Below are 19,756 nucleotides of genomic sequence, written 5' to 3'. Positions count from 1 at the left end.
TGAGCGATATATTTTGACTCGCCTGCTTTGTACGATCACGTCATTTCGCTATGAAAGATGATGAGGTTTGGAATAAAAGGCATGCCAGGGCAATCCGGTAACAGCCGGATCGGACACTCTAAGTACTCGAAAAACACGTAAACTAGCCATCCGACAGTAGGAGATACTTATTTAGCGAATTTTGCCGCTGGAATTTACAATAATTGTGTGGATAAAATTAATTCTATCCCCCTAAATTTTGGGGGGGTGATACCATACTGAAAATATGTGGGTTTATTTTGATCCATTTATAGATACATTTGCAAATAAGTACTATTTAGTTTAGTGCATATAGTATAACTAAGTTTACTTATTTGCTTTGAGCCCACTACATGAGAAATCATCAACATATAAACCAGTTCGAAATAATGCTGATGCGAAAGATATCGACTCATCTCTCTTGACCGGCCGTCCGGTTATTCGTTAGGCGACACCTTCACGTAAAAAGAATCTGGCCGTGCCCGCGTATATAGTGAGGCGCGCATGTTTTGCCAGGTGCCCAGGAAATTTCAACCGAAGTGGAAACGCTGCCGGATGTGCTGGTTTTTGCTTAACAATTTGATTTACATGCATTTATTTATGTTCCTTTTTATCACATAACGGTTTATCTCTATTCTAAAATTTCTATCACTATGAAAAGTTCTATCGGCCATTTAATCAGGAAATTGGTTGGCAAAAAAATCAGCGGGGTCATGTCTGCCGTAATCCTGGCTGGCGTATCGCCTGATCTTGCCAATGCACAGCAATATGTTGCTTCCACCAGTACTACAGTCCATTCCGAGACACTGGCAACTTCCGACGTTTTGAATCCGAATAATGCAGTGGGTGCACCCGACGGTCAATCGGCCACGATTACCGCTTCTGGTCTGGTCGTAAACATCGCCATCGGTTCGATCACCTATTCCAGCGATGCGGCACTGCATCTGAATTTCAGTCCGGCCCTTCCTGCGGGCAAAACAACCTATGTTCGTATCAGCGAATTGACTCAAACCGGTTTGAACCTGGATCTGAGCTCGTTGCTGAACGTTCTGGGACTTTTGCAGAACAACACGATCCGTGCTACTTCCAATGGCGGTGCCACCACTCAGGAACTGGTTCGCGACCCTGCCGGCAACCTGTACATCGCCGTAACGCCCACCAACACTTACTCGCAGGTTACGGTGACTTTGAACTTCGACAATGCGACCGCTTCACTGATCGGTCTCGCATTGGGTCGCATTACGCTGAGCGTGGAGCATGCGACCAATTACGAGAACACGGTATTTACACCTTGCGAACAGGCGGCGTTTGCATTTACGGCCATAGACCCTCATGCAACGGGTATTTCGCTGACTTTGACGGACGCACTGCAAAATCCTCAAAATGCCATCGACGGCGTTGTGGATGCAAACAACTTCTCGCTTTTGCAAAACGGCGCGATTACTGCGGCATCGAACGTTTCCCAAACCGTCTATCTCGGCAAAACCATTCCGGGCACCAACCAGATTTTTGCGGTCGTTTCAAAACCCGCTGCCCTGGCAAATCTAGCCGTGTTGGATAACGTAACCATCCAGGCATACCTGGGTGCAACACCGGTCGGCTCGGCACAGTCGGTAAGAAACCTGCTTTTGGATCTCGACCTGCTTACATTGTTCGGTAACGACGGCCTTGCCAAGATCGTTTTCACTCCTGGCGGAGGCGAATTCGACAGAATTGTGATCAGGTCGGCTACCATTTTGAACGCGAACCTTTTTACCGGTATCCGCATTCATGAAATCGGCGCACGTCCTGCGGTATCTTTCACGGGTGGGGCGCTGGCCCCGGGGCGCGTAGGCCAGGCGATGACTTCCAGCCTGTTTGGGGCGCAAAATTTCAGCATCCAGTGCGGTCAGCCGGGCGATTACACTTATGAATTGTATCAGGTAACGGCACCGGGCGGACGTACCATGGCAGGAACTTTGCCAAGCTCGGTTACCCTGAACCCGGACGGCACTTTCTCGGGAACGCCTGTAACCGGCGAAGACGGTATTTTCACGTTCGACGTGCGGGCTACAAACCAGTTCGGTCAGACAGGAATTACTTCATTTACAATGGAGATAGAAAGAGCATTGCCGGTGACCCTGGTTAGCTTCAAAGCGATGGCAGAAGGACAAACCGCCTCTTTGGCCTGGACGACTTCGGAAGAGACAAACAGCGACCGTTTCGAAATCGAGCGTAGCCAGAATGGCAAGAACTGGACTAAAATCGGTTCGGTAGCTTCACACAAGGAGAGCAGCGTCACCAGACACTATTCGTTCGTCGACCCGACTCCGCTGAACGGAGACAATCTGTACCGCCTGAAAATGGTGGATCTCGACGAGACTTTCTCTTACAGCCGCATCGAAAACCTGCGTTTCAAGGGGATCGCGCTGGTTTATCCTAACCCTGTCGGCGGTTCCGAAAACCTGACTGTCAATGTAGGCGATTGGAGCAAAGTAAAAGCCGTAAAAGTTGTAAACGCAGCCGGCAAGGTCGTTTTCGAAGCTTCAAATGCGTTACTTTCCGGTATCCAGGCACGAAACCTGGTTGCGGGGGCGTACGTCATCCAGGTTACCAATATCGACGGAAGCGTAAGCTCACAAAGATTTGTGAGGCAGTAGCCCTGTCCCACACGATACACGTGCAAACCGCTGGTCATAAGTCAGCGGTTTGTTTTTATGTACGTGTTATTCAAAAAGGGCGCTCAACTACTTTTTTTAAATGGGCAGAACGGTATATTTGAAACAGAAAGTACCCCGATTTTACCAACGTATCTGATATGCCAAGGAGAAGTAAAAAGAGCAGGTTTAAAAAGGTCCTTATCCCGGTACTGAAATGGGCCGCTGCCATTGTTCCGGTTTGTGTCTTCATTTACATTCTTTATTACTACAAGCAACTCGATTTCCTGCATGCCCGGAAAGACCTGAGGTCGCAAACCGAAGTCCTGACGACGGCCGACTCTTTACCGGGGCGGCCGGCGGATGAACTGGCGGCGAAAATCCATGTCGTAAAAAATGAATGGCATCCCGTAGGTGGGATAGCGGTCCACAATATGGTGATCGAGAATACTTCGGCCAACCCGGTTAAGACCACGGAAGTAGAATTCAAATACCTCAATGATGTGCAGGCCGTGGTGGCTTCCAAGATCGTTACGATCAAAACATCGCTGCCGGCGGGAAAATCAACGAAAATTTCCGGATTGAGCGTCGGGTATGTCAATAACTCCGTGGTGGGCTGTGATGTAAAAGTGTTGAGTGTGAGAATGTAGGGAAGGGGAAGGAAAGCTGCTGGTATGATTATTTGGTTGGATTAATCAAACCTGACTAACACGGATATCATGGCACAGTTACTTCAAAATCTCTACAATATCGCACCGATCCTCGTAATGATTGCGCTCGTCGGTGCGGCAATCGGTGGGTTCTGGCTTGTTATCCAGCTGAAAAAGGACCATTCTTACCGCCGCTATTCCGTGAGCGATCGTTTGTTTCTCAAACGAAACGCTGACAGGCTTCGCAAAGTGCAGCTACGCTAACGCAGTTGGTATAAAAAAACATCCCAGTTACAAGGTAACCGGGATGTTTGATTTTACTCAACGTTATTGAAAACCCTTTTAGGGGTTCTCGCTACAAACTTAATGATTTCTTTATTCAAAACATTCATTTTTGTTTAGGAAATAATATTTTTTGTAGCTGCTGGGTAGCGGGAATTTACTATCCGGTGATAGCTGCCGAATTACTGCTGATTGTCAGCGGCTAACGATTTGACTTCGTCGATAAATTTTTGCAAATCCGGAGAAGAATATTGCAGCTTTTTAGCCTTTTCGTACTCAAAATACACGGAAAGCATGCGGTTGTATTTGATAAGCGAATTGTTTTTGTGGGACTTTAATTCGCGTCCCTTATATTCCGCATGTTCGTCCATCCGGTCCACCAGATACGACATCATATAATAGTGCATCCCATTATCCTGATCGAATCCTTCAAATTCCAGAGATGCGAGGTCGAGTAACTCCCTGTCCGCGTCGGGCAGCAACCTTATGGACTCGTTGATGCGGCTATACATTTTCATAATATCGGAAATCTCGCTGTAAACGCTCATGGGCACTTCTTCATAGAGGTTGCTGAATACCTTGGGGTAGAGACCGGTGTAGCCTTTTTCCAGGATTTCAATCCGTTTTTCACAGAGGTCTCGTTCTTTTTCGTCGGCGATAACCGACAGGATTCTGCATTGGTTGATCAGCAGTTGTCTTTCGACAAGGGAAATACTTTGAGGGATCATATGAGGCTGGTTCGACATTTTTAGCAATTTAGTGGTATTCGATACATTTTATGCGGGCTTTGCTTGCAATGTTCGGGAAAGTTTGCTCCTTTACAACCGCATTGCCTGTCAGGCCTCGGTCATACAGGCATCCGAGACCCACTCACGACTCAACTTATGGAACAATTACACACGGACCCGACAGATCCCGAACGGGATAGCCAGTCAGAGGAGGAGCCGCTTTCCGATTATGTGAAGCGGATGGAAACCGAAGAAAACCTGCGAAGGCTTGCTGACAGGCTGGAACAGGAATGGAAAAAAGCGACTCCGGCTGCAAAACCGGAAGTGCCCGATTTGTCCTTCGAAAAGTTTGAAGAAAAGAGAAAAGGCGACGGGGGTCAGTAGCCGTACCAGTCGCTCCACCAGTTTTGCAGCTTTTTCCTGATTTCTTCTTCGCGCGCATTTCTCCCCGGCTCGAAGAATTTGGTACCTTTTAATTCTTCCGGCAGAAAATCCTGTTTTGCGAAATTTCCCTCGAAGTCGTGCGCATATTTGTAATCCTTGCCATAGCCGATCTGTTTCATCAGTTTGGTGGGCGCATTGCGCAAGTGCAAGGGTACAGGCAGGTGAGCGGTACGGGTGGCGGCCTCGATAGCGGCCCCGATAGCCATATAGCTTGCGTTGCTTTTGGGCGATGTGGCGAGGTAAATGGCCGTTTGGGATAGTATGATACGGCATTCGGGATAGCCGATCACATTCACGGCCTGCATGCACGCGTTGGCCATGATCATCGCTGTCGGGTTCGCATTGCCGATGTCCTCCGATGCCATGATCAGCATTCGCCGGGCGATGAACGACGGATCTTCACCGGCTACGATCATCCGTGCCATCCAGTAAACAGCCCCGTTGGGATCGCTGCCGCGGAGCGATTTGATAAATGCCGAAATAATGTCATAATGCTGCTCGCCCGACTTGTCGTACCGGGCTATGTTTTGTTGTGCCACTTCGGTTACCCATTCGTCGGTAATTTCGATCTTTTTGGCCTCGCCCTTACCCAAAACCACGAGTTCGAGCAGATTGAGCAGCTTCCGTCCGTCCCCGCCGGAGAGGCGCATCAGGGCATCGTAGGACGCGAACTTGATATTTTTCCCTTTCAGCCAGGGATCTTTTTCAAGCGCGCGTGCGATGAGCGCTTTCAGTTCCTTTTCGCCGAATGCCTCCAGGATATAAACCTGGCAGCGCGACAATAATGCCGAATTGATCTCGAAAGAGGGGTTTTCAGTGGTCGCTCCGATGAGCGTCACCTGTCCCTTTTCCACCGCTCCGAGCAATGCGTCCTGCTGGCTTTTGTTGTAGCGGTGAATCTCGTCTATAAACAGAATGGGCGGGAACAGCCCCGAAGGCCGCGCGAGCACTTCGCGCAATTCCTTCACCCCTGAACTAATTGCGCTGAGATTATAGAATTGCCGCTTGGTGGCTTCCGAGATGAGCAGCGCGAGCGTCGTCTTACCGACGCCCGGCGGGCCCCAGAAAATCATCGATGGAATGGCATTTTGCATAATGGCCCGCCGTAAAGGTCCTTTCGGGCCGAGCAACTTTTCCTGCCCCACAAAATCGTCGAGCGTACGCGGGCGGAGACGTTCGGCCAGGGGCGTGGTAATCATGGTCATGGGTGAAGTGTCGGAATTAGCTTGTTAATGTAAGGTAAATTTAACACAAAAAAAGCGCGGCATAGTTCGCCGCGCTTTCGTGGAATGTATTTAAACGTTTAAACAGGCCGCTATCAAAAAGTCAGCCTGTCGAGCGTCATCTGCTTTTTCAGGTTACCCAACGCACCGAAAACCAGGTTATACACCGATTGTATATTGATTTTCATCAAATCCGCGATCTCGTGGTTGTTGAGGTTCATGTAAAATTTGAGGAAGATTGCCTCGCGCTGGCGGCGGGGCAGGCCGTTGATGGCTACATTCAGGTGCTGATTGGTGGATTCGAACTCTTCTTCCGATATCAGCTGGTTCTCATGCGAAGGGGTGTTGATATGCCAGTATTCAACCGGGATATCTTCGTTGCTGGTATGCTTTTGTTGTGCATTCAAGTGGCGGACCAATTTGCGTTTGATGGAGGCCATCAGGTAAAAGCGGACCGAAGTGGTGTCGCCGAGAGTCATGCGGTTTCTCCATAATTCTACAAACAAATCGTGGATACAATCCTTAATCAAAGGCTTGTCGATCGTGAATTGCGAACAGTACTGGTAAAGAATGTGAACGTAAGAGCGGTAGAGGCACGCGTAGGCATTTTCATCGCCTTTTCTGAACTGATCCCAAAAACAGAGTTCTTCTTCTTGCTTGTAGCGTAGGTGAGCCATTGTTTGGACAGGATTTGGAATTGGGGTTAGGAATGATTGTGAATAATGTCATTATTACACTTGTAAATATATTTATAAAAAAACATAATTTAAAAATATTTTCATCATAAAATTATACTTCAAAGGTTAATGATACTATTTCCTGAAAATCACTGCCTTCTATAAACTTGCCGCGGTAAACTTGAAGTTTTCCCCGTCGAAAAGGCCCTTATCGCTCAGTTTCAATGAGGGAATCACCAGTAACGCCATGAACGACAAGGACATAAACGGCGATTTGAGTGTCGATCCGAGTGCTTCCTTCACAAAACGATCGACCTTGGTATAGCTTTCGGCTACTTCGTAACCGTCCCGATCGGTCATTAACCCGGCAATCGGGAGGCCGATCACGTGCTCCATACCGGCGCCCACTGCCGACAAGCCACCCCGCGCACCGATCACCAGGTTCACCGCCCGGGCAATACTCTCGTCATCGCATCCTATACATATAATATTATGTGAATCGTGCGCGACCGACGACGCCAGCGCGCCCCGTTTCAGTCCAAAATTGCGGATAAATGCGACGGCGGGCCGGGCCGGCGAATAGCGGTTCACGACGGTCACTTTCAATACGTCTTTTTCGGGGTCGGGTACTATTGAGCCTTCCACAATTTTCGCCTCCGTTATACACTCATTTGTAACCAATTGACCGTCCAGCGCCTCGATTACCCTGATGCGGGTTTCGGGATTTTTTGCAGAAAAAATAAAATCGGAAGCAGATTTGAGCGTGCATTCGAAATGGTTGGGATGTTCGCTACGCAGGTCGGGGATCAGTGACTGGCCATTTTTGGCGACCAAAGCACCGTCGATCCAGGTTTCCAGGATGTTGAATGCATTCAAATTATCAACTAATATAAAATCAGCCGCGTCACCTTCGCGGAGCAGGCCCACATTCAAACTGTAATGCATTACCGGGTTAATGCAAGCCGCTTGCAGCACATTCCAAAAGTCGTAACCTAATGCCAGAGCACGCTTTACCAACAGATTAATATGCCCCTCCACGAGATTATCGGGGTGTTTGTCGTCGGAGCAGAACATAATGTGGTCGGGAAACTCGTCGATCAGAGGGATCAGTGCGTTGAAGTTCCGGGCTGCGCTGCCTTCGCGAATCAGGATTTTTACGCCATAACCAATCTTCTCGCGGGCTTCCTCGTACGTAAAGCATTCATGGTCGGTAGTAATGCCGTAGCCGGCATATTGCCTGGCTTCCTCGCCACGCAGACCCGGCGCGTGGCCGTCTATCGCCTTGTTGTAATGCCTTGCCCAATGGATTTTTGCCATCATATCCGGGTCTTCGTTCAAAACCCCCGGGACATTCATTACCTCCGCCAGATAGCCGATATCGTCGCTGGCCAGCAGTTCGCCGACTTGCTCGGCGTCTACGATAGCGCCGGTGGTTTCAAAAACGGTCGCGGGCACGCACGACGGTGCTCCGAAGCAGAATTTGAATGGAACGCGTTTACCATCCGCAATCATGAAATGCACGCCTTCCACGCCCAGCACGTTCGCGATTTCGTGCGGGTCGGATACCGTCGCGATCGTCCCATGTACGACCGCCAGGCGTGCGAACTGCGCGGGCGTGAGCATGGAGCTTTCCACATGCACGTGGGCGTCGGTGAAGCCGGGCAATATGTAAGGTAATGCCGGGTTCTCCGGACCTATAATTTGGATTTTTGAAATGTGCTTGCCGGCGACATGGATTTCGGTTTCGCGAATGGTCTTTTCGAAGATGTTGATCAGGTTGGCTTTCATATGGCGGTGTTAAATGCGGGCAAATGTCCTGAAATAGGGATTTTTCGGAACTCCTTCTGGTACTGCATCGGGCTTTTGCCCGTGTGGAGCTTGAAGTACTTGTTGAAGTTGGCAAAATTGTTGAAACCGCTTTCGAAGCACACCTGTGCGACCGGAATGCGGCTTTCGGAAAGCAGCTTGCAGGCGTGGCCGATGCGGAGTTCCAGTAAAAATTGCGAGTAGGTTTTGCGGCTGCGGCTTTTGAAATACCGGCAAAACGAATGCGGACTGATATTGGCTACTTCCGCGATTTCCCCGATCGAGATCTTTTTCTGGAAGTTGGAGATCGAGTATTGGTAAATGTGGTTGATCCGGTCGGTGTCGTACTGGTCGTACTCGTTCTGGTACTGCGTGTTCGACAGTACATTGATTTCCCCGCAATGGGCCAGCGTTTCGAGGATTTGCAGTAATGCGATGATGGAATTGCCGTTGGTCTGGTTGAGCAGTTCGTGCAGGAGCGTTTTTACTTTATCGGTGCCTTCTCCGAGTATCTTCAACCCGAGCCGGGCTTTCAGCAGCAAATCGTGGATCGACTTGTTTTCGGGCAATACCAGGAAGTTTTTGCCAAAAATATCCTCCGAAAAATGGACCACAGTAGCCTGTGCATAAAGCTGGCTGCCGCGTTGGAAGTACTTTTCGTCGCAACGCCAGTAATGCGGTAGGTTAGGGCCTATCAGCAGGAGATCGCCGCTCCGGAAGCTGCGGATATTGTCGCCCACGAACTGCGTGCCGGAGCCCTGCTCGATGTGAATAAGCTCTAACTCAGGATGGTAATGCCAGCGGTTGTAAAAATAGAGTACCACATCGCGGCGGATGCTGAAAGACTTTTGTAAGCCTTTCGGGACTTTGAGTAGCTGCGGTTTCACAAATAATTACATGATTAAAACCGTAAAAGAGAAATATATGCCAATATAGTTGAAAAATTTGCTAATGTCTGAGTTCATTGTATTCAAATAATTCTGTTGTTTTGCTGATATATTCTATTTGGCGGATTGAAAACCAGTAGGATATACCAGATTACCATTCACCAGAACATTAATATGGCGTCCCAATTTCTGAAAGTTCACCCTTCCGATAATGTTATAGTGGCCTTGCGCGACCAGCCCGCCGGCGCGGACGTGACATACGAAGGAAATCATTATCATCTTCAATACGGCGTTTCGGCCAAGCACAAATTCGTTACGGAGGATATCGATACCGGCGGCGCCATCATTATGTACGGCGTGCTCGTCGGGCGGGCCACCCAGCCGATCAAAAAAGGCGAGCCGATCACCACATTTAACCTGAAACACGACGCCCACGATTACAGCACAGCGAACCGCCAACCCTATACTTACGTGCAGCCCGACGTTACGAAGTGGCAGAACCGCACATTCAGGGGCTACCACCGTGAAGACGGCCGCGTAGGGACGTATAACTACTGGCTCGTGGTGCCGCTCGTATTCTGCGAGAACCGCAATGTGCTGATTATGAAGGACGCATTCGAGCGCGAGCTCGGTTATGCGCAAACCGATATTTACCGCGACCAGGTGCGGGAATTCCTGCATTTGTACCAACAGGGCGATCTGCGTACGATCAGAAATCTTGAAACTTTCGTGGACGCGCCTGTACAGGCGAAGAAGAAACCGGAACGACCGTTCAAAAATGTGGATGGTGTTAAATTTCTCACGCACGAGGGCGGCTGCGGTGGCACGCGCCTGGATGCCAATACTTTATGTTCGTTGTTTGCGGCGTATGCGGTGCATCCGAATGTGGCCGGTATCACGGTGCTCAGTCTGGGTTGTCAGAATTCGGAGCTGAAAACGCTGGAAGACGAAATCCGCAAGCGCGATCCGCATTTCAACAAGCCATTCTTTGCATTCGAGCATCAGAAAGGCACCGAATACTCGCTGATGTCGGGCGCGATCAAGGAAACTTTCATGGGGCTGACCAAAATCAACGAATTCGAACGCTCGGAGGCACCTCTGTCGAAGCTGTCGGTGGGCCTCAAATGCGGCGGTTCCGATGGTTTTTCGGGGATTTCGGCGAACCCGGTTCTCGGACACCTTTCCGACCTCGTTGTAGGCCTGGGCGGCCAAACGCTTCTCGCCGAATTCCCGGAACTGAACGGGGTGGAGCAGGAGCTGCTCAACCGCTGTGTGACCGAAGAAAAGGCCGCGAAATTCGAAAAACTCATGCGCGACTACGCCGGCAAAGCCGAAGCCGTAGGATCGGCATTCGCATTCAACCCGTCGCCGGGCAATATCAAGGACGGCCTGATTACCGACGCGATCAAATCCGCCGGAGCGGCGAAAAAAGGGGGAAATGCCTATGTTTCCGACGTTTTGAACTATACCGAACGTGCGACTGAATCGGGTTTGCACCTCGTATGCACACCGGGCAACGACGTGGAAGCCACCACCGGCCAAACCGCTGCGGGTGCCAATATCATCCTTTTCACCACCGGCCTCGGCACTCCTACGGGTAACCCGATCTGTCCGGTAGCGAAAGTTGCGACCAACTCGGCTCTTGCCCAACGCATGCCCGACGTAATCGATTTCGATTGCGGCCCCGTTGTGGACGGCACGCAAACCATCGAGCAGAATGCCGAAGCATTGCTGGAATATGTGATCAAGGTAGCCAGCGGCGAGCTCACCAAAGCGCAACAATTGGGACAAGACGACTTTATTCCATGGAAACGCGGCGTTTCTCTATAAATTTCGGATTCATTTCCGTCAGTTAAAACTGATGGGACTAGATTAAGAATTTTCAGAAGCAGCAAAATCCATTGCCGGGGTTTCAATCCTCGGATCCAAAGTAAAAGGAGATTGTAGGCAAGTTGCGAAGCAAAAAAACAGTCCCAAGTTGCTGAAAAGCAAAATGCCAAATCTATTGCCGGGGGCTTTATCCCCCGGATCCAGAGTAAAAGGAGATTGTAGGCAATTTGCGAAGCAAAAAAGCAGTCCCAAGTTGCTGAAAAGCAAGATGCCAAATCTATTGCCGGGGGCTTTATCCCCCGGATCCAGAGTAAAAGGAGATTGTAGACAATTTGCGAAGCAAAAAAGCAGTCCCAAGTTGCTGAAAAGCAAGATGCCAAATCTATTGCCGGGGGCTTTATCCCCCGGATCCAGAGTAAAAGAATAGCAATGCAATAATAACAAAGCAAGAGCAACAGCTTTTGTTGAACATTAAAAGCACAGCTATTATCAAAAGAAGCTAATTTTAAGAAGCAACTATCTATGTTTGATCTAACAGGAAAAACAGCACTGGTAACCGGCGGGGCGAGCGGGATCGGTTTGGCGATCTCCAAAACTTTCGCGAAGCAGGGTGCCTATGTGCACATTTTGGAACTCAATATCGACCTGGCCAACCAGGTGGTAAGCGAAATCGCGGCGGAGGGAGGACAGGCCGAGGCACACGCACTGGATATCTCCAAACAGGCCGATGTGGTTAACATCATCAATGCCATCGCGGCGAACCACCAGATCGATATCCTGGTCAACAATGCCGGTATTGCGCACATCGGCAAAGCGGATACTACTTCCGAAATCGATTTCGACCGTGTAATTAATATCAACGTCAAAGGTGTTTATAACTGCCTGATGGCCACCATCCCGCATTTGAAAGCCAATGGCGGAGGCGTGATTTTGAACATGGCATCCATCGCGGCAACAGTAGGAATACCCGACCGCTTTGCTTATTCTACTGCGAAAGGCGCGGTTTACTCGATGACATTATCGGTTGCCCGCGATTACCTGGCCGACGGTATCCGCTGCAACAGCATCTCGCCGGCGCGCGTACATACCCCGTTTGTAGATGGTTTCATCGCCAAAAACTACCCGGGCAAGGAGCAGGAAATGTTCGAAAAGCTGTCCAAAACGCAGCCCATCGGCCGCATGGCGAAGCCAGAGGAAATCGGCGCACTGGCATTATACCTCTGCTCCGACGAGGCCGGTTTTATCACAGGATGTGATTATCTGATTGACGGCGGGTTTGAGAAGTTGAATAATTGAACGGCTGTCAGCTTTGGGCCATAAGCCGTAAGCAATAAGCTTTAAGCTCAAAGTTATTTGGTACTGAGTTTTGGTAAAATTAAATACATTAACCATACGACGGTAGAACATTTAGTCGCGTAAAGCTAATGGCTTAAAGCTAATAGCTTACAGCTTTCCCCCGTCGCAAATATCCGCATTCATGAAACTCTTTCGATTTGGTGCATTTGAAAATGAAAAACCGGGCGTAGAATTGGCCGACGGTACGAAGCTGGATGTTTCGGCATTCGGTGAAGATTACAATGAGAAATTTTTTGCGACCGACGGTGTTGCCCGTTTGGCGAGTTGGCTGGAAACCAACACGGCTTCCGCGCCGAAAGTGGAAGACGGCTTCCGTTATGGTTCCTGCATCGCCCGGCCTTCGAAAATCGTCTGCATCGGTATGAACTATGCGAAGCATGCCTATGAGTCGGGTGCGACGGAGCTGCCGAAGGAACCGATTATTTTCTTTAAGTCAACTTCTGCATTGTGCGGGCCGTTCGATCAGGTAATTATCCCGCGAAATTCCGAGAAAACCGACTGGGAAGTGGAACTGGCTGTGATCATCGGCAAGAAAGCAAGCTACGTGGAAGAAGCGAATGCATTGGATTACGTGGCCGGTTACGCGGTCCACAACGACTATTCGGAACGGGCGTTCCAAATGGAGCGTGGCGGACAATGGGTAAAGGGTAAAAGCAACGACACCTTCGCGCCGCTGGGGCCTTACCTGGTTACTTCCGACGAAGTAGGCAATGCGAACGACCTCGATCTGTGGCTAAGCCTTAACGGCAAGAAAATCCAGGATAGCAACACATCCGACATGATTTTCCAGATCCCTTTCCTGGTAAGCTACCTGAGCCAGTTTATGACATTGCTTCCGGGCGACGTGATTACCACAGGTACACCGGCCGGGGTAGGGTTGGGCATGAAACCACCGGTTTATCTGAAACCGGGCGACGTGGTAGAACTGGGTATTGAAAAGTTAGGTTCACAAAAACAGGAGGCAATTGCCTGGAAGGCGGCGGTGTAAGGGGGGGCTGCGACGTTCCTGGTCGTTGATGGTCAGGTGTAGTCGGGTATTGTCAGGTGTAGTCAATTATAGTCAGGTGTGGTCAGGTAATGTGATATTGGAAAATCAAATGTATTGGACAAAGATTACAAACCTGACAACGAATGACCACGAATGACAACACCTGGCAACGCATGACCACACCTGACCACATCTGACAAACCGAACCAAGTTATCAGCACAGTAAAAAAGTATATGACAATAGACAGCCATCAGCATTTCTGGATTTACAACGAAGAACGCGATTCGTGGATTACGCCCGAAATGCAGGTTATCAGGCGGAATTTCCTGCCGGAGGACCTGTGGCCCGTCCTGAAGGCGAACAAGGTCGACGGCTGTGTGGCGGTGCAGGCGGATCAATCGGATTCGGAGACGGAATTTTTGCTGCAACTCGCGGAGGCGAACGATTTTGTGATGGGCGTTGTGGGATGGGTAGACCTGCGGGCTGGCGACCTGTACCAGAAGCTGGAAAGGTATTCGCAATTCGAGAAACTGAAAGGCTTCCGGCACGTGGCGCAAGGGCAGCCCGAAGGATTTTTGCTGCAACCGGAGTTTATAAGAGGGGTGGGGCAGCTCGTTGCATTCGATTTTACCTACGATATCCTGATTTACCAGAACCAGCTGAAAGAAGCATTCAATTTTGCGGTGAAATTGCCGAATGTACATTTTGTGCTCGACCACATTGCCAAGCCGCTCATCAAAGCGCAAGAATTGCAACCGTGGGCCGATGATATTCGCCGGCTCGCCGAGCTGCCGAATGTGCATTGCAAAGTATCCGGTATGGTGACCGAAGCCAACTGGCAGCATTGGGAAAAAGCCGATTTCCGACCTTATCTGGATGTGGTTTTCGAAGCGTTCGGTACGGAAAGAATCATGTTCGGTTCCGATTGGCCGGTGTGCCTGGTGGCAGGCGAGTACGAAGGCGCCAGGGGTATCCTTACAGATTACCTGGGCATGTTCTCCGACGACGAAGTGCGCGATGTGATGGGGAACAATGCAAAAAGGTTTTACAAGCTCGATATTTAAACAGAAAATGAAAAGATATTGTCTTGCGGTGGATCTGGTCGACGACCCGCAAATGATCGCGGAATACGAGGCCTATCATAAGAAGATCCAACCGGAAATCCACAAGAGCATCACCGATGCCGGCATTACAGTTATGGACATTTACCGTGTCGGCAACCGCTTGTTCATGATCATGGAAACGGAAGACGATTTTAGTTTTGAAACCAAAGCCCAAATGGACGCCGCCAACCCGAAAGTGCAGGAATGGGAAGCGCTCATGTGGAAATACCAACAAGCATTACCCACCGCCAAACCCGGTGAAAAATGGGTATTGATGGAAAAGATATTTGCCCTCTGAGAAGAAAGGTTGTAGTATGAACTAGCATTCGAACAGGTTGAGCAGACTATTTTACGCATTATCCATCCTTTTTTTATCATTTGCATTGCTTTCGTCGCAGCCCCGCCAGGCTGTGGAAGTGAAGTTGATGAGTTTCAACATCCGGCATGGGCTGAATAACCAGGAGGAGTCGAATCTCAGGGATATTTTGAGGATAATTAAGGAAAATGACCCGGATCTTGTGGCTTTGCAGGCGGTCGACAGCCTCATAGACAAGGGAAAGGTCCAGTTCCAGCTCAGGCAGATCGCCGCGCAAACGGGCATGTACTACGCGTACGCCGTAGCCGACACCAATGAAAACGGGACGCAGGGCGTGGGCATTCTTTCAAACTGGCCGTTTGAGAAAACGCAGGTGATCAATTTGCCCAGAACGCCCGGCTCGGACCCGAAAGTGCTGCAATGCGGATTGATCAGACTGTCGCGGTCGGTTACCTTCCGGTTCTGCAACTCGCGGCTCGAATATGCGTCCGTCATGGACCGTGCCTTGCAGGCCGCTTATATCAATCAAATGCTGGTCAACAGCGTCCAACCCGTGCTTTTGGGGATGGATATGGGCGCGAGACCGAACGAACAGCCTTATTTTTCGTTCCGTAAAAACTGGCAGGACGCTGCCCGCGGGTCGCAGTTGCAGACCTGGAACGAGGGTTTACCGGGCGACCGGCTCGATTACATTTTTGCCTTGCTCAACAACAAGGTCCGCGTCAAAAACTACAAGGTCATCAGGAATTATCCGGACGTTTCTGATCACTACCCCATTCAGGCCACCATTGAATTTTGGTAGAAAATGAATTACTCAAATTGGAAGATCGGATTATTTATCCCCTGTTATGTCGATCAGTTTTACCCGCAGGTAGGGATCGCAACGCTCGAATTGCTTGAAAAGCTCGGCTGCACCGTCACATTCCCGTTGAACCAGACCTGCTGCGGCCAGCCGATGGCGAACTCCGGGTTCGAGCATTTGTCACGCTCTTGCGACAATCTTTTTTTTGATCTGTTCGAAGACTGCGATTACGTGGTCTCGCCGTCGGGGAGCTGTGTGCTGCACATTAAGGACCATTTGAAGGCCGACGGAAAGGCCGACGAATCGAAAGTACTCAGAAAGAAGGTGTACGAGCTGGTCGAATTCCTGACCGACGTTTTGAAAATAGAATCGATCGAAGCCGAGTTCCCGCATCGCGTGGGCCTGCACCAGGGTTGCCATGGGCAACGCGGGCTGCATTTGTCGCAGATGTCGGAGCTGAACGCGGCGCCGTTCTCGAAACCGGTTTCTTTATTGAAGCAGGTAAAAGGATTGGAACTGATCGACCTCGACCGTACCGACGAATGCTGCGGCTTTGGCGGGACTTTCTGCGTGAGCGAAGAGGCGGTATCGGTAAAAATGGGTAAGGACCGCGTGGCCGACCACATCCGCCATAATGCGGAATACATTACGGGCTCGGATATGAGCTGTCTGATGCATTTGGGAGGCATTCTGAAACGTAACAACTCCAATGTGCAGGTGAAGCACATCGCCGAAATCCTGAACGCCGGAATGCCTGAACGCCGGGATGCGGAATTCAAAAACAAAAAGCCGGAACCCTTACATTGAGCCCCGGCGTATACAAAGTTTGCCGCCGTCTGGAATCTGGGAAGCGCCCCGTTATTAGTTGATGGAAGAAACAACGCGGCTGGTTGTAGTCAAAATATCAAACGATTGTGAAGCCTTCTCTTTACCATCCGTGATTTCGAACGTGTAAGTACCGTCCATCAGGGTCGATAAGTCGAAGTATTTCAGATAATTGTTTTCAACTTTACGATTTTCTGAGAAAAGCACATTCTTGTCATTGTCCAGAATACGTACGATTACATTTTTAGAAATTGGATTATTATAAGAAACGCGGAATTGCAATGGTTTAACCTGCAGAACGGTCAGCTTGGTGGAAGCGTTTTCAGTTTTGTCTGCGGTAGCGAATTTGTCCTGGGCATTTGCTGCAAATGCCGGTCCTGATAGCAGCAGGCCTGTCAAGGCTGCGATAATAAGAGTGTTTTTGGTTTTCATAGGAGTTAATATTTAATGTCTAAAAAAAGTTAAACTGAACTTAGTTCAGACTCCGATGCCCCGATCGAAAAACTTTGTTGATTCAAAAGTATAAGATATTGCAATACAAGAAAATAGCATTTTTTCGATTTGTAAAAAGTTGTTTATTAAACAAACAGCAAACTTGAAATAGTGCAATGAATGTGAAAAGTACAAATCTTATTCTTCTTTAAATACCATTATCAAATTGTTAAGGCAGCTATGTCCAAAACAGTAATGGAGCACGCGGAAGCTTCCGAGGTGTTCAACAGAGACGAACCTTACGTAAACTGGCACGACGAAACGCTATGGTTCGTGCGCCAGAAACGTGACAAATCATCCAGGCAACTCCCCGAATGGGAGCAGCTCCGCGAGGCCGCGTCGGGTATCAAGCATTATGTGCTCTCGCACCTCGACGAGCTTCTGATTTCTTTTGAACAAAAAGCGAAGGAAAATGGCGTGCAGGTGCATTGGGCAGCCAATGCGGCCGAGCATAACGAAATTGTACTGGGCCTTTTGAAGAAGCACCGGATCGATAAAATGGTCAAAAGCAAGTCGATGCTGACGGAGGAATGCCATATGAACGAATTCCTGCACAAAAACGGCATCGAGGTGATCGATACCGACCTCGGCGAACGCATTGTGCAGCTCCGCAACGAGCCGCCGAGCCACATTGTGCTTCCCGCTATCCATTTGAAAAAGAAGGATATCGGCGATCTTTTTCACGAGCACCTCGGCACCGAGGCCGGCGCCACGGACCCGCAATACCTCACCGAAGCCGCCCGCCAGCATTTGCGAGATAAATTCCTGACCCGCAGGGCCGCATTGACGGGCGTCAATTTCGCCGTTGCGGAAACAGGCGGCTTTGTAGTGTCGACCAACGAAGGGAATGCCGATATGGGCGCACATCTGGCCGACATCCACATTGCCTGTATGGGTTTCGAAAAGATTATTCCAAAACAGGAGCATTTGGGCGTATTCCTCCGCCTGCTTGCGAGAAGTGCCACCGGCCAGCCGATCACCACTTACAGCAGCCATTTCAAAAAGCCCCGCGAAGGGCAGGAAATGCATATTATTATAGTGGACAACGGGCGGAGTACCCAGCTCGGACGGAAGGATTTCAGAAACTCGTTGAAATGCATTCGTTGCGGGGCTTGTATGAATACGTGCCCGGTTTACCGAAGAAGCGGCGGGCATAGCTACCATAATGCGGTCGCCGGGCCGATCGGCTCGATACTTGCGCCGAATCTGGATATGACCAAAAATGCCGATTTGCCGTTTGCGAGCACATTATGCGGCAGTTGCTCCAATGTATGCCCGGTGAAAATCGATATTCACGACCAGCTTTATAAATGGCGGCAGGTGTTGGCGAAGGAAGGACATGTACATAAAAGTAAGGAAATAGGTATCCGTGCGATGTCGGCCGTTCTCGCGCAACCGCGGTTTTACCAATGGTCGGGCAGACTGGGGCGGACGGTAATGCGGGCTATGCCGTTTGTCGTAAACAACGCATTGAACCCGTGGTACAAGCAGCGCGATATGCCCGAGCCACCGAAGGAAAGCTTCCGCGACTGGTATGTTCGTAACCGAAAAAATTAGACGATGAGCTCACGAGACAGAATATTAGCGCAGATCCGGCAGAATAAACCCGAAGCGGTGCCTTTGCCTGCGGTGACAACTTTCAAAAGCGATTTTGCCGATACCGAAGAGAAATTCCGGGAAACGCTGGCGGCGATTTATACGGAAGTAATTGCAGTTAAAAATCTCGAAGAGCTCACTCAGAAGGCGGAGGAGCTTTATAAAGGTGTTGTTAACCGCGCAACCACTATTCCTGCATTAAGCGCCTGGGCGGATTTCAGCCTCAACGTTTCCGACCCGCATGAACTGGAAACCGTGGAAATCGCGATTGTGCAGGCTGAATTTGGTGTAGCGGAAAATGGGGCGGTGTGGATTTCGGATCGGTATTTACCGCATCGGGTATTGCCTTTTATTACGCAAAATCTCGCGATTGTGATCCCGCGTAACGCACTCGTAGACAATATGCATGAGGCGTACGCGCGCTTACAGGACACGCTCGGATGGGGCTGTTTTATTGCAGGTCCGTCAAAAACTGCTGATATTGAGCAATCGCTGGTCATCGGCGCGCACGGGGCGCGCAGTATGGTAATCTTCCTGCTCGAAGACGATTAGTAATGTATTATGGCCCACCACGTAACACTCAGACCGTTCACCAGAAATATTGCCGGAAGGCTGGCGCAACTGGCCAACAATAGGAATGTGGTGGCGCAGGTGAGGGACAATTTTCCTTCACCTTACACACTGTCGGACGCGCATTACTGGATCGATTTCTGCAACGGCCGCCACAATGGAGAGAGTTTTCACCGCGCCATTTATTATAACGAAGAGTTTGTCGGCGGCATAGGCGTGCTACGGCAGGAGGACATTCACCGCAACAATGCCGAAATAGGTTACTGGCTCGGCGAACCTTACTGGGGGCTCAATATCACCACCGCGGCGGTTATGCAAATGACCGACTGGATTTTTGCAAATACCACTATTACCCGCCTGTATGCCGGCGTATTCGAAACCAATCCCGCCTCGATGCGCGTCCTGGAAAAAGCCGGTTACAAGCTCGAAGCCATTCACCGAAAGGCCATTATCAAAAACAACCAGGTTTTAGACGAACATTTGTTTGTGAAGCTGGCCGGGGAATGAGGTTTAAAGATGTATTTTT

General features: G+C 49.8%; 20 protein-coding genes. 14 read left to right on the top strand and 6 right to left on the bottom strand.

Annotated features, from left to right (window positions below):
- Positions 1-671 precede the first annotated feature (671 nt).
- From ABV298_RS04230 to ABV298_RS04220, 3 genes are all read left to right on the top strand, one after another.
- Positions 672-2,657 carry a T9SS type A sorting domain-containing protein gene (locus ABV298_RS04230; RefSeq protein WP_353720942.1) on the top strand — a complete coding sequence of 662 codons (1,986 nt, stop codon included), beginning with the start codon at positions 672-674 and terminating at the stop codon, positions 2,655-2,657.
- A 158-nt stretch (positions 2,658-2,815) separates the two neighbouring features.
- Positions 2,816-3,304 carry a hypothetical protein gene (locus ABV298_RS04225; protein WP_353720941.1) on the top strand — a complete coding sequence of 163 codons (489 nt, stop codon included), beginning with the start codon at positions 2,816-2,818 and terminating at the stop codon, positions 3,302-3,304.
- Between the two features lie 69 nt (positions 3,305-3,373).
- Positions 3,374-3,568, top strand: a complete 195-nt coding sequence (locus tag ABV298_RS04220) for a hypothetical protein (RefSeq protein ID WP_353720940.1) — start codon at positions 3,374-3,376, stop codon at positions 3,566-3,568.
- A 200-nt stretch (positions 3,569-3,768) separates the two neighbouring features.
- Here ABV298_RS04220 and ABV298_RS04215 read toward each other — a convergent pair whose 3' ends face one another.
- Positions 3,769-4,314, bottom strand: coding sequence for a YfbU family protein (locus ABV298_RS04215; RefSeq protein WP_353720939.1), 546 nt, complete (start codon positions 4,312-4,314; stop codon positions 3,769-3,771).
- Between the two features lie 156 nt (positions 4,315-4,470).
- On the opposite strand from ABV298_RS04215, the gene ABV298_RS04210 reads away from it, so the two are divergent.
- Positions 4,471-4,698, top strand: coding sequence for a hypothetical protein (locus ABV298_RS04210; protein WP_353720938.1), 228 nt, complete (start codon positions 4,471-4,473; stop codon positions 4,696-4,698).
- Here the strand turns inward: ABV298_RS04210 and ABV298_RS04205 are convergent.
- The 4 genes from ABV298_RS04205 to ABV298_RS04190 all read right to left on the bottom strand — a co-directional run bounded on the left by ABV298_RS04205 (position 4,692) and on the right by ABV298_RS04190 (position 9,351).
- The gene (locus ABV298_RS04205; protein ID WP_353720937.1) at positions 4,692-5,963 is read right to left on the bottom strand and encodes a replication-associated recombination protein A; all 1,272 of its coding nucleotides are present in this window, start codon (positions 5,961-5,963) and stop codon (positions 4,692-4,694) included. The genes ABV298_RS04210 and ABV298_RS04205 overlap by 7 nt on opposite strands.
- A 113-nt stretch (positions 5,964-6,076) precedes the next feature.
- Positions 6,077-6,658, bottom strand: coding sequence for a sigma-70 family RNA polymerase sigma factor (locus tag ABV298_RS04200; RefSeq protein WP_138364844.1), 582 nt, complete (start codon positions 6,656-6,658; stop codon positions 6,077-6,079).
- Between the two features lie 159 nt (positions 6,659-6,817).
- The gene (gene ade / locus ABV298_RS04195) at positions 6,818-8,446 is read right to left on the bottom strand and encodes an adenine deaminase (RefSeq protein ID WP_353720936.1); all 1,629 of its coding nucleotides are present in this window, start codon (positions 8,444-8,446) and stop codon (positions 6,818-6,820) included.
- A complete protein-coding gene (locus ABV298_RS04190) occupies positions 8,443-9,351 on the bottom strand; it encodes a helix-turn-helix domain-containing protein (RefSeq protein WP_353720935.1) in 909 nt (302 codons plus the stop codon). The genes ade and ABV298_RS04190 overlap by 4 nt, the downstream gene beginning before the upstream one ends.
- A gap of 174 nt (positions 9,352-9,525) precedes the next feature.
- On the opposite strand from ABV298_RS04190, the gene ABV298_RS04185 reads away from it, so the two are divergent.
- The 7 genes from ABV298_RS04185 to ABV298_RS04155 all read left to right on the top strand — a co-directional run bounded on the left by ABV298_RS04185 (position 9,526) and on the right by ABV298_RS04155 (position 16,554).
- Positions 9,526-11,181, top strand: coding sequence for an altronate dehydratase family protein (locus ABV298_RS04185; RefSeq protein ID WP_353720934.1), 1,656 nt, complete (start codon positions 9,526-9,528; stop codon positions 11,179-11,181).
- 522 nt (positions 11,182-11,703) lie between these two features.
- Positions 11,704-12,477: an SDR family oxidoreductase gene (locus tag ABV298_RS04180; RefSeq protein ID WP_353720933.1), complete on the top strand. Its 774-nt coding sequence runs from the start codon at positions 11,704-11,706 to the stop codon at positions 12,475-12,477.
- Positions 12,478-12,658: 181 nt separating this feature from the next.
- Positions 12,659-13,525, top strand: coding sequence for a fumarylacetoacetate hydrolase family protein (locus ABV298_RS04175; protein ID WP_353720932.1), 867 nt, complete (start codon positions 12,659-12,661; stop codon positions 13,523-13,525).
- Between the two features lie 234 nt (positions 13,526-13,759).
- Positions 13,760-14,590 carry an amidohydrolase family protein gene (locus ABV298_RS04170; RefSeq protein WP_353720931.1) on the top strand — a complete coding sequence of 277 codons (831 nt, stop codon included), beginning with the start codon at positions 13,760-13,762 and terminating at the stop codon, positions 14,588-14,590.
- 7 nt (positions 14,591-14,597) lie between these two features.
- Positions 14,598-14,927, top strand: a complete 330-nt coding sequence (locus ABV298_RS04165) for an L-rhamnose mutarotase (protein WP_353720930.1) — start codon at positions 14,598-14,600, stop codon at positions 14,925-14,927.
- A gap of 37 nt (positions 14,928-14,964) precedes the next feature.
- The gene (locus ABV298_RS04160) at positions 14,965-15,747 is read left to right on the top strand and encodes an endonuclease/exonuclease/phosphatase family protein (RefSeq protein ID WP_353720929.1); all 783 of its coding nucleotides are present in this window, start codon (positions 14,965-14,967) and stop codon (positions 15,745-15,747) included.
- A gap of 3 nt (positions 15,748-15,750) precedes the next feature.
- Positions 15,751-16,554 carry a (Fe-S)-binding protein gene (locus ABV298_RS04155; RefSeq protein ID WP_353720928.1) on the top strand — a complete coding sequence of 268 codons (804 nt, stop codon included), beginning with the start codon at positions 15,751-15,753 and terminating at the stop codon, positions 16,552-16,554.
- Positions 16,555-16,608: 54 nt separating this feature from the next.
- On the opposite strand, the gene ABV298_RS04150 is transcribed toward ABV298_RS04155, so the two are convergent.
- Entirely contained in the window at positions 16,609-17,004 is a 396-nt protein-coding gene (locus ABV298_RS04150) for a hypothetical protein (protein ID WP_353720927.1), read from the bottom strand.
- Between the two features lie 240 nt (positions 17,005-17,244).
- Here ABV298_RS04150 and ABV298_RS04145 point away from each other — a divergent pair, with 240 nt between their 5' ends.
- From ABV298_RS04145 to ABV298_RS04135, 3 genes are read left to right on the top strand one after another with little or no spacing between them, the layout of a single operon-like run.
- On the top strand, positions 17,245-18,621 hold the full coding sequence (locus ABV298_RS04145) for a lactate utilization protein B (RefSeq protein WP_353720926.1): 1,377 nt from the start codon (positions 17,245-17,247) through the stop codon (positions 18,619-18,621).
- A gap of 3 nt (positions 18,622-18,624) precedes the next feature.
- Entirely contained in the window at positions 18,625-19,212 is a 588-nt protein-coding gene (locus ABV298_RS04140) for an LUD domain-containing protein (RefSeq protein ID WP_353720925.1), read from the top strand.
- Positions 19,213-19,221: 9 nt separating this feature from the next.
- The gene (locus tag ABV298_RS04135) at positions 19,222-19,737 is read left to right on the top strand and encodes a GNAT family protein (RefSeq protein ID WP_353720924.1); all 516 of its coding nucleotides are present in this window, start codon (positions 19,222-19,224) and stop codon (positions 19,735-19,737) included.
- Positions 19,738-19,756 lie beyond the last annotated feature (19 nt).

It is taken from the genome of Dyadobacter sp. 676 (genome assembly GCF_040448675.1).
Taxonomy (GTDB): Bacteria; Bacteroidota; Bacteroidia; order Cytophagales; family Spirosomataceae; genus Dyadobacter.
The sequence above is the reverse complement of the archived record's forward strand: the minus strand, read 5'-3'. Positions and strand labels throughout refer to the sequence as shown.

Excerpts from the sequence above, each read along its gene's own strand:
- ABV298_RS04230 (WP_353720942.1), top strand. The coding sequence starts at position 672 with ATGAAAAGTTCTATCGGCCATTTAATCAGGAAATTGGTTGGCAAAAAA.
- ABV298_RS04225 (WP_353720941.1), top strand. The coding sequence starts at position 2,816 with ATGCCAAGGAGAAGTAAAAAGAGCAGGTTTAAAAAGGTCCTTATCCCG.
- ABV298_RS04220 (WP_353720940.1), top strand. The coding sequence starts at position 3,374 with ATGGCACAGTTACTTCAAAATCTCTACAATATCGCACCGATCCTCGTA.
- ABV298_RS04215 (WP_353720939.1), bottom strand. The coding sequence starts at position 4,314 with ATGATCCCTCAAAGTATTTCCCTTGTCGAAAGACAACTGCTGATCAAC.
- ABV298_RS04210 (WP_353720938.1), top strand. The coding sequence starts at position 4,471 with ATGGAACAATTACACACGGACCCGACAGATCCCGAACGGGATAGCCAG.
- ABV298_RS04205 (WP_353720937.1), bottom strand. The coding sequence starts at position 5,963 with ATGACCATGATTACCACGCCCCTGGCCGAACGTCTCCGCCCGCGTACG.
- ABV298_RS04200 (WP_138364844.1), bottom strand. The coding sequence starts at position 6,658 with ATGGCTCACCTACGCTACAAGCAAGAAGAAGAACTCTGTTTTTGGGAT.
- ade (WP_353720936.1), bottom strand. The coding sequence starts at position 8,446 with ATGAAAGCCAACCTGATCAACATCTTCGAAAAGACCATTCGCGAAACC.
- ABV298_RS04185 (WP_353720934.1), top strand. The coding sequence starts at position 9,526 with ATGGCGTCCCAATTTCTGAAAGTTCACCCTTCCGATAATGTTATAGTG.
- ABV298_RS04180 (WP_353720933.1), top strand. The coding sequence starts at position 11,704 with ATGTTTGATCTAACAGGAAAAACAGCACTGGTAACCGGCGGGGCGAGC.
- ABV298_RS04175 (WP_353720932.1), top strand. The coding sequence starts at position 12,659 with ATGAAACTCTTTCGATTTGGTGCATTTGAAAATGAAAAACCGGGCGTA.
- ABV298_RS04170 (WP_353720931.1), top strand. The coding sequence starts at position 13,760 with ATGACAATAGACAGCCATCAGCATTTCTGGATTTACAACGAAGAACGC.
- ABV298_RS04165 (WP_353720930.1), top strand. The coding sequence starts at position 14,598 with ATGAAAAGATATTGTCTTGCGGTGGATCTGGTCGACGACCCGCAAATG.
- ABV298_RS04155 (WP_353720928.1), top strand. The coding sequence starts at position 15,751 with ATGAATTACTCAAATTGGAAGATCGGATTATTTATCCCCTGTTATGTC.
- ABV298_RS04150 (WP_353720927.1), bottom strand. The coding sequence starts at position 17,004 with ATGAAAACCAAAAACACTCTTATTATCGCAGCCTTGACAGGCCTGCTG.
- ABV298_RS04145 (WP_353720926.1), top strand. The coding sequence starts at position 17,245 with ATGTCCAAAACAGTAATGGAGCACGCGGAAGCTTCCGAGGTGTTCAAC.
- ABV298_RS04140 (WP_353720925.1), top strand. The coding sequence starts at position 18,625 with ATGAGCTCACGAGACAGAATATTAGCGCAGATCCGGCAGAATAAACCC.
- ABV298_RS04135 (WP_353720924.1), top strand. The coding sequence starts at position 19,222 with ATGGCCCACCACGTAACACTCAGACCGTTCACCAGAAATATTGCCGGA.